Genomic DNA, 17,022 nt, shown 5'->3' with positions numbered 1-17,022 from the left:
AATAATAGTTAGGAATTTCAGTTCTACACTGCGATTAGAGATGTTAATTCAAAATTCTCTAAACTAAAAATCCTCAATGAAAACTTTGTTTTCATTGAGGATTTTTTTAAATTCAATTAGTAACTAATTACTTAGTACCGAATTTTTTCTTGTAATCTTCAATAGATTGGTTTACTATTTCTAGTGCCTTTTCACGGCCTTGAAATTCGTCTACGCTTACTTCTTTGTTTTCTAATTTCTTATAGTCTTGGAAGAAATTGCGCATTTCTTTTTTCCAAAATTCAGGAAGTTCCTCGATGTCATTAAAGTGAGCAACAGACATATCGTTTGCAGCAACAGCGATAATTTTATCATCCATTTCACCACCGTCTAGCATTTGCATAACACCTATAACTTTACATTCTACAAGACACATAGGTACAATCTCGATTTGAGAAAGAACTAATATATCTAGTGGGTCGTTATCATCACAATAAGTTTGTGGAATAAAACCGTAGTTAGTAGGATAATACATAGAAGAGTAGATCACACGGTCTAGAATTAACATTCCAGATTCCTTATCTAACTCATATTTTGCTCTTGTATTCTTAGGGATTTCTATAATTCCAGTTACATTTCCTGGTGCATCTGCTCCGTAACTTACGTCGTGCCAAGCGTGTTTAGTCATTTTCTTGTTTTTTGAACGGCTGCAAAAATAGTGTTCGTTACGCTTTCGCGAAAGCGAAAACACATTAACTTATCGTAAAATACGTACTTTTAAGTAAGTAAAGTCTAAAATTGTTCCTCAAATCGTGTATTTAACACAAACCAATGTTAAATACAGATAGATTATTCGGTTTTATCTGTTTGTACTTTACTTTTAAAAAATGGCACAAGAAAGACTAGGTTTTAAATTTGAATTCTATAATGAAAAGGAAAAAGACCCTTTTGATAAGTTATTCGGTATCTTTAAAGAGTTAATAACTCATACATCTGGAGATTTTGATGAGGCGATAGAATGGTTAAGAGAGCTGGATAAAGAATACAAGCTTACCACACCAGAATATACGATTGAAGATTTTATAGAAGATCTTAAAGCACGCGGTTACATCAAAGAAGAATTTGACCCTAACGACGAAAATAGAGAAGGAGAAGAAGGTGATGGTGATAGACCAGGACGTTTTTCTATTACTGCAAAGACAGAACAGTTATTGCGTAAACATGCGCTAGACCAGATCTTTGGTAATATGCGTAAAGGTGCTAGCGGTAACCATAAATCTGGTAAGCTAGGACAAGGCGATGAGCACAGTGGTGATTACCGTCCTTATAGATTTGGTGATGGTCTGGATAGTATATCTATGACAGAGAGTTTGCGCAACGCACAGATCAACCATGGGATGGGTAATTTTAATCTGACAGAAGATGATCTAGTTGTAGAAGACTCGCAGTTTAAAGCACAAATGAGTACGGTGCTTATGATTGATATCTCGCATTCTATGATTCTTTATGGAGAAGATAGAATCACACCTGCAAAAAAGGTAGCCATGGCACTGGCAGAGTTAATAACGACTCGATACCCTAAGGACACGCTCGATATTATTGTTTTTGGTAACGATTCATGGCCTATTAAAATAGCAGATCTTCCTTATCTTAAAGTAGGACCTTATCATACCAATACGGTGGCAGGTTTACAACTAGCCATGGATATTTTAAGAAGAAAACGTAATACGAATAAACAGATCTTTATGATTACAGATGGTAAGCCTAGTTGCTTGCGATTAAAAGATGGTACGTATTATAAAAACTCAAATGGACTAGATGAATACATTGTAGAGAAATGTTATACTATGGCGGCGCAAGCAAGAAGGTTGCACATTCCTATTACTACGTTCATGATTGCAAATGATCCTTACTTACAGAGATTTGTAGATCAATTTACAGAGGCTAATCAAGGAAAAGCATTCTTCACAGGATTACAAGGCCTAGGAGAAATGATTTTTACCGATTATGAGGCTAATAGAAAAAAGAGGTTGAAATAATTGTAAGAATTGGCTAGATTTAATTCTTAACGATAGAGTATAGAAAGAAATCTAATTATTATCTCTTTTAAATGTAATTGTTTGCCGATTATGTGATTGAGAATACATCTCTTTTAAGATTGAGCAGATATAAAGAAGCATTTTTATATATTTGAACTAATCATTCCAAAAACTAACAAATGAAATCTATTTATTTTTCTTTAATTGCTTTGTTTCTAGCAACTTTTACAGCAACAGCCCAAGATGTAACCTATGGTGTTATAGGTGGTGTTAACTTTTCAAAAATAGACAACCTAGGCGGTAGTGGTTTTGAAGATAGTAGAACCGGTTTTCATGTAGGTGGAGTAGTAGAGCTACCATTTGCAGATAAATGGTCTTATGAAGGTAGTTTACTTTATTCTGTAGAAGGTGAAGAATTTCCAAACAGCTTAGGTACGGATACTGATGTAAAATTACAATACATCAATGTGCCATTACAGTTTAAATATTATGCATTTAATAACTTTAGTGTTCACTTTGGTCCACAAATAGGTTTCCTTCTTAAAGGAGAGGCTACTATAGATGACGGTGATGCAGTAGAATTAGAAGATACAGTAAATACTAACTTTGCTGGTACAGCAGGTTTCGGTTATGACTTAAAAGAATACAACCTTTACTTTAAAGGTACTTTTACTTACGGATTTTCTGATATATTTGATAATGAGTCAGACGGTAGTGATAGAAGTCAGTTACCAGGAACTGTTCATTTATCTGTAGGATATAAATTCTAGAATATTTGATTAACATATTAGAGTAAAAAAAATGCGGCCATAGGCCGCATTTTTTTGCTTTATCGTAAATTGTAGCAATTAATTAAACCACATCATGAAGAAATTCTTATTACTATTAATAGCCATTCCATTTTTATCCCTAACCACTATCAATGATAGAGATCAGTTTATAGGTAAGTGGATAGATGAAAAAGAAAAGGGTTTTATAGAATTTGATAAAGAGGGCTATGTGATGCTAGGTAGTCTCGATGATCCTTATGGAGGTAAAGATTTTGTAATAAATGGAAAAAGAGTAAGCATGACTTACCAGATTTTTGAAGAGACCACTCCTATACAATTAGACATTATATTAACTGAATTTGAATCAGGAAAACAAAAAAAGATGCTCTGTATTGCTCAATTTATTAGTGATGATAAGATGAGACTACAAATGGATGTGACTGGTAATAGACCAACAGAGTTCAATGAAGAAAAACAAGTTTACTTTAATAGAGAATTGTAAATAGTGTAGGTAGCTAGAAAGGTTATTAAATCAATAAAGCTCGTTTATCTAAGTAATAGATAAACGAGCTTTACTGTTTTTCAGAACTTAATGATGGGTTATACCTCCATACGTTTCAACTCATTATAATTGCGTTTTAACTTACGTAATAATATTCCATAAATTAATTGATAAATAAGATACATAATGACACACATTACTAAAAACATAACAAATGTTAGACCTAAGAAAGTGGCATAAAAGGCAGTTTCATGACCTATGAAATTAGGCGAATTTAATACTTCGGACATCCTAGGGTCGTTAGGTATAATAAGCACCGCGCCTATCATTCCTACTACCATCATATAAACCAGGTTATACCATATGTACCACTTCATGGTGCGCCTGGTCTTGAGTATTCTATTCATTAAACTTCTAGTAGGCTGCGATGTAGAGATGTTTTTATAATTTTTATAAAATAGAAATATAAAAAATACAATCACTACATAGTGGACTATCATAGAACCATAGTAAAACGGTTTTCCTATTAATTCTACAGTATTGTTCTCTTCATTTCCAAAATGGGAGAATAGGCCTAAGACTATAAATAGCGCAAACTCCATTATAGCGATAATAAACAACCATTTTACAATACTGCTTGATTTTCTAGCTAATAAACCACCTAATTGTTCTTTAGAAAATTGAGGGGCATTACCGGTTTGCGACTGCCAGTTTTGTTTAAGTATATCTAGTTGATCCATGATTTTATGGATTTATAATGTTAGTTAATTTCGTTTTAATCCTGTTCATCTTCACCCTTGCATTTACTTCAGAGATTCCCATTGTTTCGGCTATTTCTCTGTAATTTTTATCCTCTAGATATAGAAAAACCAGTGCTTTTTCTATATCATTTAATTGTTTTACCGCGCCGTACAGTAAAGTAAGTTGCTCCATTTGCTCATCATCTTCTGGTCTGTCAGCGATTTTAAATTGGACAGAATCATAATCCTGTGTCTTCACCCTACGTGTAGACTTGCGATATAGTGTAATTGCCGTGTTCAACGCAACTCTATACATCCAGGTACTAAATTTAGCATCACCTCTAAATTTAGGATAAGCACGCCACAGTTGTATGGTCACTTCCTGAAACAGGTCGTTGTGCGCATCTTGATCATTAGTATACAGCCTACATATTTTGTGGACTATATTCTGATTCTCTTCTAGCTGTTTAACAAATTCTTCTTCGAGTTTTTTACTCACTTTTAATTGGCTTGGTTACTTAATAAGTCCTTCATTTTTTTAAAACGTTACAATTATAGAAAAGAATGTTAATCAAAGGATAAATCACTCTTTCTAAATTATCTTTGTTAAAACTTCATAAGATGAATATTCCACAGTCAGATTTACCACGAGTAATTGTTGTGGGCGGTGGTTTTGGTGGTGTTACGCTTTCGCGAAAGCTAACCAAACAAAATTTTCAAGTCGTACTTATAGACCGTCATAATTATCACAATTTTCAACCATTAATGTATCAGGTGGCCACTAGTGGTTTAGAACCTGATTCTATAGCATTCCCATTGCGAGGGCTGGTGGAGGATAGGAAGAATTTCTTATTTAGATTAGGTGAAGTAAACTCCATAGATCCTGATAAGAAAATAGTATGCAGTTCTATAGGTGATGTAAGTTATGATTACCTGGTAATTGCAACTGGAACAAAAACAAATTTCTTTGGTAATAAAGATCTAGAAGAAGCTTCTTTACAAATGAAGAGTGTGCCACAAGCGCTCAACATAAGAAGTTATATGCTGCAAAATCTAGAAAAAGCAACATTAACTAATGATGTAGAAGAGCAAAAGAAATTAATGCGCATCGTGCTATCTGGTGGAGGACCTACTGGTGTAGAACTAGCTGGTGCTTTTGCAGAATTTAAGAAAGGAGTACTCAAGAATGATTATCCAGACCTCAATCCAGAGTTAATGGAAATTCATTTGTTAGATGGCTCAGATCGTGTACTCGCTAGTATGAGTGAAAAAGCCTCACAAAAAGCAGAGAAATACTTAAGGAAATTAGGAGTGCAAATTCATCTTAATGTATTGGTTAAGAATTATGAAGAAGAAACCGTTCTTACTAATACAGATCTTCAAATAGTTGCATATACTTTTATATGGAGTGCTGGAGTAATAGGTAATCCTATTAAAGGACTGCGAGAAGAAAGCGTGGATGAGCGTTCACAACGTTTTCTAGTAGATAAAATGAATCGAGTAGAAGGTTATGAAGGTATTTTTGCAATAGGAGATATTGCATTAATGAAAACCGAAGAATTCCCTAAAGGACATCCACAAGTTGCGCAACCAGCAATACAACAAGGTAAATTGCTAGTAAAAAACTTTAAACGCTTAGTAAATAACCAGCCATTAAAGGAGTTTTCTTACCTCGATAAAGGTAGCATGGCAACCATAGGTAGAAATAAAGCCGTGGCAGACGTGAAAAACTTTACCCTTGGCGGTTTTCTTGCATGGATTACTTGGTTAGGAGTTCACTTATACTTTTTAGTAGGTGTAAGAAATAGATTAGTAGTGTTTCTCAATTGGATTTATAACTATTTCAATTTTGATAGAGCTGCAAGAGTAATAATAAGACCTTACCAAAAGAAAAAAATAAATAGTAAACTGAAGTAATAGTCACTGATAGATGTACATTATCTTTTCATAGTCACTTTGTTGTATTTATATCAACTTTTGAATGATAAAGGTGGTACATTAATACAAAAACACACCTTGTTTAAGCCTTGTTTTTGGTATCTTTGATATACTTTAATGTATAATAAAACCCAACTCTTATGAGTACGTACGATGTAGCAATAATAGGTTCTGGACCTGGTGGCTATGTAGCCGCAATACGCTGTGCACAACTAGGCATGAAAACTGCCATTATAGAAAAGTATAATACCTTAGGTGGTACATGTCTTAATGTAGGTTGTATCCCTTCAAAGGCACTTCTAGATTCTTCTCACCATTATGACGATGCTATGAAGCATTTTTCTGACCATGGTATCGAGATTCCTGGAGATATAAAGATCAACTTTGAGAAGATGATCGCTCGTAAAAAGAAAGTTGTAGACCAGACATGTGATGGTGTACAATTCTTGATGAAGAAAAACGAGATCGATGTGTTTACAGGTATGGGATCTTTTGTAGATGCTACACACATAAAAATAGATGGTGAGACGTCACAGACGATAGAAGCAAAACATACTATTATCGCTACAGGTTCAAAACCTGCGACATTACCATTTATCACACTAGATAAAGAAAGAGTAATCACTTCTACAGAAGCGCTAGTTCTTAAAGAAATTCCTAAACACATGATCGTAATAGGTGGTGGTGTTATAGGTCTAGAATTAGGACAAGTTTATAAAAGACTAGGTGCTGAGGTTACTGTTATTGAATATGCAGACCGTATCACACCAGCGATGGATAAGGTGCTTTCTAAAGAATTAATGAAGGTTCTTAAAAAGCAAAAAATTAAATTCAATTTATCTCATGCGGTTAATAAAGTAGAGCGCAATGGAGATACAGTTACTGTAACTGCAAAAAACAAAAAAGGAGAAGAAGTTACCTTTGAAGGTGATTACTGTCTAGTTTCTGTAGGTAGACGTCCTTATACTGATAAATTAAACGCTACTGCTGCAGGAGTTAAAATTAACGAGCGTGGACAGGTAGAAGTAAATGAGCATTTACAGACTAACGTTTCTAACATATATGCTATAGGTGACGTAGTGCGTGGTACCATGCTAGCTCATAAAGCTGAAGAAGAAGGAACTTTTGTAGCAGAAACTATTGCAGGTCAAAAACCACACATTAACTATAACTTAATTCCTAATGTAGTTTATACATGGCCAGAAGTAGCTAGTGTAGGTAAAACAGAAGAAGAATTAAAAGAAGCTGGTGTAGAATATAAAGCAGGATCATTCCCTATGCGTGCATTAGGTAGATCTCGTGCCTCTGGAGATATCGACGGATTAGTAAAAATCCTTGCAGATAAAACTACAGACGAAGTTCTAGGAGTACACATGATAGGTGCAAGAGCGGCAGATTTAATTGCCGAAGGAGTTACTGCAATGGAATTTAGAGCCAGTGCCGAAGATATAGCTAGAATGTCACATGCACATCCTACTTATTCTGAAGCTGTTAAGGAAGCAGCGCTTGCTGCAACTGACGATAGAGCTCTACACATGTAGATTTAAAAACATTATTTTTATTTAAGCCGGTTCTTTATGAATCGGCTTTTTTTTGATCTATTAACATTTCATTAGCAAACTCTTTAAGATCTAGTTACGTATTTAGTACAACTAACTTAACAGATTTATGAAAATTATTTTTTCTTATTCCGCTTTCGCGAAAGCGGTATTATTTATTGCCTTTTTCTTTTCTACACAGTTTATTGCTGCCCATACAATTACTGGTTTTATTAAAGATATTAATGGACAACCATTAAAAGATGTTTATGTTTTACATGTAAAATCTGGTACACACACACATTCAAATGCCAAAGGCTTTTTTACCATAGACAATGTAGAGCAGGAAGAAGAGCTGAGATTTTCACATATAGGTTATGAGGCCAGTTCTATCGTGGTAACTAACCATAAAGATATTTTACAAATTACATTGAGTCCATCTTCTTTAAATCTAGATGCGATTACTATAAGTAACGATGTAGAGACACTTAATGTACTAGCAAATGTAGATTTACAAATCAATCCTGTAACGTCTTCTCAAGAAATCCTGAGAACAGTACCTGGACTATTTATAGGACAACATGCTGGTGGTGGTAAAGCAGAGCAAATTTTCCTAAGAGGTTTTGATATAGATCACGGTACAGATATCGCTATTAATGTAGATGGAATGCCGGTAAACATGGTGTCTCATGCACATGGACAAGGATATGCAGATCTTCATTTTCTTATACCAGAAACTATCAATAACATTTCTTATGGAGTAGGTAGTTATGATGAGAGTGTAGGTAACTTTGCTACCGCAGGACATGTAGATTTTAAAACTAAAAGTTATCTAGACGAGAGCAAAATAAGTGTAGAGATAGGTGATTTTAACCACCAGCGTTACTTAGGTCTGGTACAATTGGTTGATAATTCTCATACGACAGCTTATGTTGCTACAGAGTATTTAACCTTTGATGGGCCGTATGATAGTCCACAAAATTTTGATAGAATTAATCTGTTTGGTAAATTACACCATACTACAGATTCAGGTAATAGACTAAGTTTAAGTTTATCTCATTTTGATAGTGAGTGGGACGCGAGTGGACAGATACCACAACGTGCTGTAGATAGTGGTTTAATAGACCGTTTTGGTTCTATAGACGACACAGAAGGTGGTTCTACATCTAGAACTAACGTGGTACTTAATTATGACATGGACATAAGTGATAAAGAACAGTTAGAAACTACCATGTTTTATTCTCATTATGATTTTCTATTGTATTCAAATTTTACATTCTTTTTAGAAGATCCTATAAATGGAGATCAGATACAGCAGCAAGAATCTCGTGACTTAGCTGGTTTTAAAACTAAATATTCTTATGAAACTCAACTAGGTGCAAATGACCTAAGTCTTATAGCAGGTTTTGGTTTAAGAAATGATAGAACTGATGCATCAGGATTATCAAGAACTTTAAATAGAAGAACAACGCTTGAAAATATACAATTAGGTGATATCAATGAAACCAATTCTTCACTCTTTGTGGGTGCAGAATTATCGGTAAATAAATTGTTAATAGATGCAGGATTAAGATTAGAGCGATTCAAATTTGTCTATAAAGATGCTTTAACTGAAACTTTTGATACACAGTCACAAACTGCTACAGCATTATTGCCTAAATTGAATTTTAATTATGAGGTAAGTGATAATGTAAAAGTTTACTTGCACAATGGGGTAGGAATGCACAGTAATGATACTAGAGTAGTATTAGAAAATGGAGCAGATGATATTTTACCTAAATCATATGGATCTGATCTTGGTACTGTATGGAAAGCTAGTGATAACCTAGTGGTTAATGGAGCGTTATGGTACTTGTTTTTAGAACAAGAATTTGTCTATGTAGGTGATGCAGGTATTGTAGAGCCTAGTGGTGAGACAGAGCGTTATGGTTTTGACCTAGGTGTAAAATACCAGCTTACAGACTTCTTGTTTTTAGATACTAATCTTAATTATGCACACGCTAGGGCGATTAATGAGCCAGACGGCGCAGATTATATACCACTAGCACCAGAATTTACTTCTACAGGTGGTATCAGTCTTAAAGATTATAAACGATTTAATGCCGGACTACGTTACCGCTATATAGGTGATAGAGCTGCAAATGAAGATAACAGCATCGTTGCAGAGGGCTATTTTGTAGCAGACTTTAATGTCAACTATGACCTTACTGATAACCTAAGACTAGGTATGGCTGTACAGAATCTATTTGATGTAGAGTGGAATGAAACACAGTTTGCAACAGAATCTAGACTTGCTAGCGAGGCACAATCTGTAGAAGAGATTCATTTCACACCAGGAACACCTTTCTTTTTAAGGGGTAGTATACAATATCGTTTCTAAGAATATCTAAAATATTTCAAATTAAGTAAAAGCTATTTCTGTAAGAAATAGCTTTTTGCTTTCTCTACAACTCTTACCTTTGTTAGATCATGAAACAAAGAGAACTCCATCGTTTTGCCTTAGAAGATGCTGCTATTTTTAAAAAGAAATTGCTGTCGTTTTTTAAATCAGAAAAACACCTCGTTTATCTAGAAAGCAATCAGGGTAATCTTAAACATGATACTTATGAAACACTTATAGGTGTAGGTGCTATAGATAGTATAACTTGTAAAACAGGAAAGGCATTTGAACAGTTAGCTGCTTTTAAGAGAGAATATAAAGACTGGATGTTCGGTTTTCTAGGTTATGACCTTAAAAATGAATTAGAATATCTGAAAACAGAAAAACAAGACCTTCTAGAGTTTCCAGATTTAAGCTTTTTTGTACCAGAATTAGTTTTTGAGATTTCTCCAAATGAGCTAAAATTACATTCTTTTATTACCTCACAACCTGCGGCGCAAAAACTAATCTCAAAGATAGAAACTCATTCACTTACTTCGTTTAAAAAAGTAATAAGACCAGTGCCTTTAAAAGCTAGAGATACTAAAGAAGATTATTTAAATAAAGCGCATACTTTTTTAGATCACATACGTAGAGGTGATATTTATGAAGCAAATTTTTGCACTCAGTTTTATGCACAAGAGGTAGAGCTAGATACTCAAAAAGCATTTCATGAATTAAATCAAATAAGCGAGCCACCATTTGCTGTTTATGCTAGATTTAATGAGCACTATGCGATATGTGCCAGCCCAGAACGTTATTTAAAGAAAACAGATAGGCAGTTGGTTTCTCAACCCATTAAAGGGACCGCAAGAAGGTCTGCTCATCTCGTTGAAGATGAAAAGCTAAAGGAATTGCTTTTTCACGATCCTAAAGAACGATCAGAAAATGTAATGATCGTAGATCTAGTACGCAATGATCTTTCTAAAACTGCTGTAAAAGGCAGTGTGCAAGTAGAAGAGCTTTTTGGAATGTACGCCTTTAAGCAAGTACATCAAATGATAAGTACAATAGTGTCGCAACTAGATAGTAAATATGATTCTATAGACGCTATAACCAGCACATTTCCCATGGGTAGTATGACCGGAGCGCCTAAAATAAGTGCCATGGAAATCATTGAACAAAATGAATCTTTTAAACGAGGACTGTACAGTGGCGCAATAGGCTACTTTACACCTCAAGACGATTTTGATTTTAACGTGGTTATACGTACTATTTTATATAATGAAAAATCCAAATCATTATCCTTTTCTGTAGGCAGCGCCATAACAGCAGCTGCAGTACCAGAAAAAGAATATGAAGAATGTTTTTTAAAAGCCAAAGCATTAATAGAAGTACTAGCGCTACAAGGCGTGTACTTTGATTAAATTTGTACCATGCTAGCAGCGTTTAAAAATCATATACAAATCCATTTTTCAGAATTTTTTACAACATCTATTGCCGTTGCAATAAGTGGTGGAAAAGACAGTACGGTTTTAGCTCATTTGCTACATCAATTGGACTTAAATTTTGAACTCATTCACTGTAATTTCCATTTAAGAGATTCAGAAAGTGATGGAGATCAGTTTTTTATAGAAGAAATGGCTGCAAATTTGGAGCGTAAACTACATGTGTTACATTTTAATACATCGCAAGTAGCTCAAGATAGAAATATATCTATTCAAATGGCTGCTAGAGACTTAAGGTACGATGCTTTTGATAAAATCGCTGTAGATAAGAAGTTCCAGCATATTCTCGTGGCACACCATCTAGATGATCAATTAGAGACATTTTTAATTAATCTAGGACGCGGCGCGGGACTGCATGGACTTACAGGGATAAGAGAGCGCAATGGTTTTATTTCTAGACCTTTATTGCCTTTTTCTAGAGAGCAGATAAGTGATTATGCTACACATAACCGTATAGCGTGGCGTGAGGACAGTAGTAATAGCTCTACTAAATATTTACGCAATAAATTAAGACACGATGTAATTCCTTTACTTCATGATGCGTTACCACATCTCGAGGGTAATTTTTCTAGTACTTTGAGCTATCTAAAAAACTCAGAAATGTTGCAAGATGTTGAGGTGGCACGCTTTCGCGAAAGCGGAACTAAAACAGTCTCAGGTAACCTAGAAATTAATATCGAGTTATTAAAAGAGACTTTAAAACCAGATGCTTATCTTTTTGAACTTCTAAAAGACTATCGTTTTAATATACAGGACGCGGTAAAACTCTTAGATTCTGAGAATGGGAAAACTATTAAATCTGGTGAGATGAGGTTGGTAAAAGATCGTGATGTTTTAATTCTTTCTGAGGCAAATCATATCAATGAAGTGTACATAGAAATTGATGAAACAACTACAGCTGTTACGATCACGGAGGTCTGTTTAGAAATAAAACATATAGAGAATGACGATTTACTTACTTATGTGAAGAATAATAGTAGTAAGAATAAATTATTTATAGACACTAGTAAGTTAATAATGCCGTTAATATTAAGAACATGGCAGCACGGAGACCGCATGCAGCCATATGGAATGAAAGGAAGTAAGTTAATAAGTGATTTATTAACGGATAGTAAAATCTCTTCTTTAAAACGAGAAAAAGCCTTAGTATTGACAAGTGGTAACGACCTTATATGGCTGGTAGGAAAAAGAGCCAGTCAACACCATACGATAACGAGTAGAACACAATCCATTATAGAAATAACAATAAAACTATGAGAAAACTTCTCTTTGCTTTAATAGCTTTAGTTTCTTTACAATTAACGGCCCAAGAAGATCCTGTTTCATGGTCTGGTGAGGTAATAAAGTTGACAGATAATGAATATGAATTAATTACAACTGCCACCATGGAACCTGGCTGGCACATTAATTCTCAAGTTATATTGCCAGAAGAGAATTCTGGTCCTATACCTACCAGCATTAGTTTCTATGATGTAGAAGGTAAAATAGAATTGATAGGAGAGAATAAAGAAACAGGATCTTACACTGCTTATTCTGATATATGGGAATTTAATGTATATGAATTTACTGATATAGCTGTTTTTAAACAGAAGATAAAGGTTTTAGATTCAGATCTAGAATATATAATTGCAAGTGCTTTTTATCAAACTTGTGATGATGAGATGTGTTTGCGTCCTACAGATAAAGGCGTGAGTTTTAAAATAAAACCTGATGCAGTAATACCTGCAGGAGCATTTGATATTATAGAAAAATATCTTGATGATGATAAAGAACCTATAGTTGCTGGTGCGCCAGACGCATCTTCTATTAAGGAGAAAAAAATTCATAAAAATCTTGCGACAGATACTGAAAAGGTAAAAGAAGAAGAAACTAAAAAAAAAAATAACGAAGAATTAAAAGATGATACTCAGGGAGAAGATGAGGATCGTAGTCTTTGGGGTATTTTTATAGTTGCATTTCTTTCTGGCTTTGCAGCGCTTCTTACACCGTGCGTGTTTCCTATGATACCGCTTACGGTTAGTTTCTTTACTAAACAAAGTGCTAATAGAGCATCGGGAATAGGTAAAGCTTTTTTGTATGGTTTTTTTATAATAGTAGTTTATGTTTTACTAGGGACTGTTGTTGTAGCAGTATTTGGTGATAGAATATTACATGCTCTTGCAACTAATGTATGGGTGAATATGACCTTCTTCACTATTCTAGTGGTTTTTGCGGCTTCCTTTTTAGGTGCATTTGAAATTACATTGCCTCAATCATGGGCTAACAAAATGGATGCTAATTCAAATAAAGGAGGAGTAATAGGAATCTTTTTCATGGCCTTGGCGTTAGCTATTATATCATTTTCTTGTACAGGGCCTATTGTAGGGTCATTAATTATAGAATCTTCGTCAAAAGGTGGTATTGCTCCTATCGTAGGAATGTTTGGTTTTTCACTAGCACTAGCTTTACCATTTACTTTATTTGCTATTTTTCCAGGATGGATGAATTCTTTGCCTAAATCAGGTGGCTGGTTAAATACAGTAAAAGTTGTTTTAGGTTTTTTAGAATTAGCACTCGCTTTAAAATTCTTATCATCGGCAGATTTAGTCTATCAATTCCATTTTGTGGATAGAGAAGTGTTCATAGCATTATGGATAGCTGTTTTTGGAGGTCTTTCATTATATCTTTTTGGTAAAATAAGACTACCGCATGATGGTCCTGAGAGTCATATTTCAGTAGGGAGATTATTGTTAGGTCTTATTGTTTTATCCTTTACAATTTATTTAATTCCTGGTTTATGGGGAGCACCTGTTCAAATTGTATCTGGATTTACGCCACCATTAAACTATGCTGAATCTCCTAGAGGCGTTGGTTATAGGGAGTTAGATCCTAATTTAATTCTTCCTGAAGGAGCACATTTAACGGTGCATGATATTATAGCTTTTGATGATTATGAATTAGGTGTTTCTTATGCTAAAAAAGTGGGTAAACCAGTATTGTTAGATTTTACTGGTTGGGCTTGTGTGAACTGTCGTAAGATGGAGGAGAGAGTCTGGTCAGATCCACGTGTTTTAACAATGTTAAAGGAAGAGTATGTGCTTATTTCTTTATATGTAGATGATGCTAATAATTTGCCACTAAATGAGCAATATGAGTCTGAAATTTTAGATGGAAAAGTAAGGACAATAGGGGATAAGTGGTATGAATTTCAGAAACGTGAGTATAGTATAGCAGCTCAACCCTATTACGCTATTTTAGATAAAAACGGAAATAAACTTGAAGATCATAACCCCATAGATTACACCCCAAATATTGAAGAATATGCAGCGTGGTTAAAGAAAGGCTTAAAAAAATAATTTAATAACCTTAAAAAAATCTTAAAAACCGATTCAATTTTGAATCGGTTTTTTTGTTAGAGTATCTTTAGGGTTCAATATATATTTATGAAACAAATAATAGTTATAGTGGCGCTGGTGCTGCTTATTTCTTGTAAAGAAGAAGGAAAAGATACCGCTTTTGTAAAAGCAAATAGTACAGAAAAAGCTGCCCAATTTAATGACTGGCTAGCGGTTCAATTTCAGGAAGATTTATCTCGTGATCCACAGATGCAAACTTCTATGGGAAGCAAAGAGAATTATGGAAAGTGGACAGATATATCATCAGACCACGAGCTAGAATCTAAGAAGATAGCAGAAAGAAGGTTAGCTTATTTAAGAGATTCTATTCATAAAGAAGGACTTTCCGGCCAGGATCGATTGAGTTATGACTTGTATTATCAAAAGCAGAAACAAGGAATCGCAAACTTTGATTACAGATTATATACTTATCCAGTAAATCAAATGCACGGAATGCAGTCTGAAATCCCTGCGTTTTTAATAAATCAACACAGGATAGATAACGTTTCGGATGCTAAGGCGTATATATCTAGATTAAAAGGAATCCAGCCACTTTTTGAGCAACTATCTGAGAACTTAAAGTTAAGAGAGTATAATGGTATTATGATGCCACGCTTTGTGTTTCATCATGTACTAAAGGACAGTAGAAATGTTATAGATGGCTATCCGTTTAACGATAGTAAAAATAACAGCACGTTAATGGAAGATTTTTTAAATAAGATTTCTAAATTAAAGCTGTCTTCAGAAGAGAGAAAACAACTAGAAGAAGAAGCTGTACTGGCACTTCAAAACGAAGTAGAATCAGGTTATAAAACATTAATAGCGACTTTAGAAAATCAGCAACAAAGAGCAACTTTGGAAGATGGTGTATGGAAATTTCCTAAAGGTGATGAGTTTTATGAATATGCTTTACAACAAACTACGACCACTGATATGACAGCAGATGAAATTCATAAATTAGGTCTTTCTGAAGTGGCGCGTATACATGGAGAAATGGAAGAAATTATGAAGAAAGTGAATTTTGATGGTTCCCTTCATGATTTTTTCAAGTTTATGAGAGAAGATGAGCAGTTTTATTATAGTGATGATGCTTCTGGAAAAGCAGAGTATCTTAAAGAAGCTACTGCTATCATAGAAGATATGAAAGGAGATCTGGACCAGTTGTTTATTACGAAGCCCAAAGCAGATATTAAGGTAAAAGCTGTAGAGGCTTTCCGTGAGGCAAGTGCAGGAAAAGCATTCTATCAACAGCCAGCTATCGATGGAAGTAGGCCAGGAACTTATTATGCTAATTTATATAAAATGAAAGCAATGCCTAGTTATCAGATGGAAGCTTTAGCTTACCATGAAGGAATACCAGGGCATCACATGCAAATTGCTATTGCGCAAGAATTAGAAGGAATACCAGATTTTAGAAAACATAGTTTCTATACGGCTTATGTAGAAGGTTGGGGACTTTATTCTGAATTGATACCTAAGGAAATAGGAAAGTATGAAGATCCTTATAGTGATTTTGGTAGATTAGCTATGGAGTTGTGGAGGGCTTGTAGACTTGTTGTCGACACAGGAATCCATACCAAAAAATGGAGTAGGGATGATGGGATTAAATATTATGTAATTAATACTCCTAATGCAGAGATAGATGCTGTGAAGATGGTGGAACGCCATATAGTTATGCCGTCTCAGGCGACTGCTTATAAAGTTGGTATGAATAAGATTTTAGACTTAAGAAAAATGGCGAAGGCTGAGCTGGGTGATGATTTTGACATCAAGGAGTTTCATGATGTAATTCTTACTAGTGGAGCATTACCATTAACTGTATTAGAAAAACAAGTAAAAGCATACATACAGAGTAAAAAGCAGTAATGGCTTTTGTATAGATTACATGGTTAAAAGGTTATCGTTTGCTCGGTAACCTTTTTTTATATGTTAAATATAGGTTGTTAAATTCTTATTTAAAGAAGGTAAATATGAGAAGTTGATAATCTGCTTGGTACCGAGTTAACTGGTTCAATGAGAAGAGTAGCTTGATAGCCTTATAATTTATCCTTATGAAGTGATGACAAGATGCCTTGATAAGATGATTTGTGTAGCTATTTGAATTCGATAGATAGATATATCTTATTCTAGTTTAAGAATTGGTATTGGCTATGTTGATGTTATGGAGTGTCTGTTATAGCGATGTTTAACATGTTAATCAGTAAGTAAGTAAGTAAGTAGATATTTAGCTATATAAAACCTTGATAATTCAATGGCTATTTTAAAATTAGACATA

Annotated in this window: 13 protein-coding genes; 10 read left to right on the top strand and 3 right to left on the bottom strand. The window is 34.4% G+C overall.

From position 1 onward, the window contains the following. Positions 1–127: 127 nt before the first annotated feature. Positions 128–667, bottom strand: coding sequence for an inorganic diphosphatase (locus ACJJVJ_RS04110; protein ID WP_104516198.1), 540 nt, complete (start codon positions 665–667; stop codon positions 128–130). 199 nt (positions 668–866) lie between these two features. Between ACJJVJ_RS04110 and ACJJVJ_RS04105 the strand changes: the two genes are divergently transcribed. From ACJJVJ_RS04105 to ACJJVJ_RS04095, 3 genes are all read left to right on the top strand, one after another. Further along, the gene (locus ACJJVJ_RS04105) at positions 867–2,018 is read left to right on the top strand and encodes a vWA domain-containing protein (protein ID WP_405369199.1); all 1,152 of its coding nucleotides are present in this window, start codon (positions 867–869) and stop codon (positions 2,016–2,018) included. A gap of 179 nt (positions 2,019–2,197) precedes the next feature. Further along, a complete protein-coding gene (locus ACJJVJ_RS04100) occupies positions 2,198–2,788 on the top strand; it encodes a porin family protein (protein ID WP_405369197.1) in 591 nt (196 codons plus the stop codon). A gap of 94 nt (positions 2,789–2,882) precedes the next feature. Beyond that, positions 2,883–3,290, top strand: coding sequence for a hypothetical protein (locus tag ACJJVJ_RS04095; RefSeq protein WP_104516202.1), 408 nt, complete (start codon positions 2,883–2,885; stop codon positions 3,288–3,290). A 98-nt stretch (positions 3,291–3,388) separates the two neighbouring features. On the opposite strand, the gene ACJJVJ_RS04090 is transcribed toward ACJJVJ_RS04095, so the two are convergent. Then, positions 3,389–4,030 (bottom strand): hypothetical protein, encoded by a 642-nt coding sequence (locus ACJJVJ_RS04090; RefSeq protein ID WP_405369195.1) that lies wholly within the window; start codon positions 4,028–4,030, stop codon positions 3,389–3,391. Positions 4,031–4,034: 4 nt separating this feature from the next. Beyond that, the gene (locus ACJJVJ_RS04085; protein WP_104516204.1) at positions 4,035–4,529 is read right to left on the bottom strand and encodes an RNA polymerase sigma factor; all 495 of its coding nucleotides are present in this window, start codon (positions 4,527–4,529) and stop codon (positions 4,035–4,037) included. 122 nt (positions 4,530–4,651) lie between these two features. Here ACJJVJ_RS04085 and ACJJVJ_RS04080 point away from each other — a divergent pair, with 122 nt between their 5' ends. The 7 genes from ACJJVJ_RS04080 to ACJJVJ_RS04050 all read left to right on the top strand — a co-directional run bounded on the left by ACJJVJ_RS04080 (position 4,652) and on the right by ACJJVJ_RS04050 (position 16,613). Continuing rightward, positions 4,652–5,947 (top strand): NAD(P)/FAD-dependent oxidoreductase, encoded by a 1,296-nt coding sequence (locus ACJJVJ_RS04080; RefSeq protein WP_405369193.1) that lies wholly within the window; start codon positions 4,652–4,654, stop codon positions 5,945–5,947. A 161-nt stretch (positions 5,948–6,108) separates the two neighbouring features. Beyond that, positions 6,109–7,509, top strand: a complete 1,401-nt coding sequence (gene lpdA / locus ACJJVJ_RS04075) for a dihydrolipoyl dehydrogenase (RefSeq protein ID WP_298955899.1) — start codon at positions 6,109–6,111, stop codon at positions 7,507–7,509. Between the two features lie 127 nt (positions 7,510–7,636). Then, positions 7,637–9,886 (top strand): TonB-dependent receptor, encoded by a 2,250-nt coding sequence (locus tag ACJJVJ_RS04070; RefSeq protein WP_405369190.1) that lies wholly within the window; start codon positions 7,637–7,639, stop codon positions 9,884–9,886. Between the two features lie 89 nt (positions 9,887–9,975). Continuing rightward, positions 9,976–11,292 (top strand): anthranilate synthase component I family protein, encoded by a 1,317-nt coding sequence (locus ACJJVJ_RS04065; RefSeq protein WP_405369188.1) that lies wholly within the window; start codon positions 9,976–9,978, stop codon positions 11,290–11,292. 9 nt (positions 11,293–11,301) lie between these two features. Further along, a complete protein-coding gene (gene tilS, locus ACJJVJ_RS04060) occupies positions 11,302–12,630 on the top strand; it encodes a tRNA lysidine(34) synthetase TilS (protein WP_405369186.1) in 1,329 nt (442 codons plus the stop codon). Next, positions 12,627–14,708 carry a protein-disulfide reductase DsbD family protein gene (locus tag ACJJVJ_RS04055; protein WP_405369184.1) on the top strand — a complete coding sequence of 694 codons (2,082 nt, stop codon included), beginning with the start codon at positions 12,627–12,629 and terminating at the stop codon, positions 14,706–14,708. The genes tilS and ACJJVJ_RS04055 overlap by 4 nt, the downstream gene beginning before the upstream one ends. A gap of 87 nt (positions 14,709–14,795) precedes the next feature. Next, positions 14,796–16,613, top strand: a complete 1,818-nt coding sequence (locus ACJJVJ_RS04050) for a DUF885 domain-containing protein (RefSeq protein WP_405369183.1) — start codon at positions 14,796–14,798, stop codon at positions 16,611–16,613. Positions 16,614–17,022 lie beyond the last annotated feature (409 nt).

Source organism: Nonlabens sp. Asnod2-A12 (genome assembly GCF_045063745.1).
Lineage (GTDB): Bacteria > Bacteroidota > Bacteroidia > Flavobacteriales > Flavobacteriaceae > Nonlabens > Nonlabens xylanidelens.
This window is presented reverse-complemented; position numbering and strand designations above follow the sequence as displayed.

Bases quoted from the DNA above. Each gene is read 5' to 3' on its own strand.
- ACJJVJ_RS04110 (WP_104516198.1), bottom strand. From the start codon at position 667: ATGACTAAACACGCTTGGCACGACGTAAGTTACGGAGCAGATGCACCA.
- ACJJVJ_RS04105 (WP_405369199.1), top strand. From the start codon at position 867: ATGGCACAAGAAAGACTAGGTTTTAAATTTGAATTCTATAATGAAAAG.
- ACJJVJ_RS04100 (WP_405369197.1), top strand. From the start codon at position 2,198: ATGAAATCTATTTATTTTTCTTTAATTGCTTTGTTTCTAGCAACTTTT.
- ACJJVJ_RS04095 (WP_104516202.1), top strand. From the start codon at position 2,883: ATGAAGAAATTCTTATTACTATTAATAGCCATTCCATTTTTATCCCTA.
- ACJJVJ_RS04090 (WP_405369195.1), bottom strand. From the start codon at position 4,030: ATGGATCAACTAGATATACTTAAACAAAACTGGCAGTCGCAAACCGGT.
- ACJJVJ_RS04080 (WP_405369193.1), top strand. From the start codon at position 4,652: ATGAATATTCCACAGTCAGATTTACCACGAGTAATTGTTGTGGGCGGT.
- lpdA (WP_298955899.1), top strand. From the start codon at position 6,109: ATGAGTACGTACGATGTAGCAATAATAGGTTCTGGACCTGGTGGCTAT.
- ACJJVJ_RS04070 (WP_405369190.1), top strand. From the start codon at position 7,637: ATGAAAATTATTTTTTCTTATTCCGCTTTCGCGAAAGCGGTATTATTT.
- ACJJVJ_RS04065 (WP_405369188.1), top strand. From the start codon at position 9,976: ATGAAACAAAGAGAACTCCATCGTTTTGCCTTAGAAGATGCTGCTATT.
- tilS (WP_405369186.1), top strand. From the start codon at position 11,302: ATGCTAGCAGCGTTTAAAAATCATATACAAATCCATTTTTCAGAATTT.
- ACJJVJ_RS04055 (WP_405369184.1), top strand. From the start codon at position 12,627: ATGAGAAAACTTCTCTTTGCTTTAATAGCTTTAGTTTCTTTACAATTA.
- ACJJVJ_RS04050 (WP_405369183.1), top strand. From the start codon at position 14,796: ATGAAACAAATAATAGTTATAGTGGCGCTGGTGCTGCTTATTTCTTGT.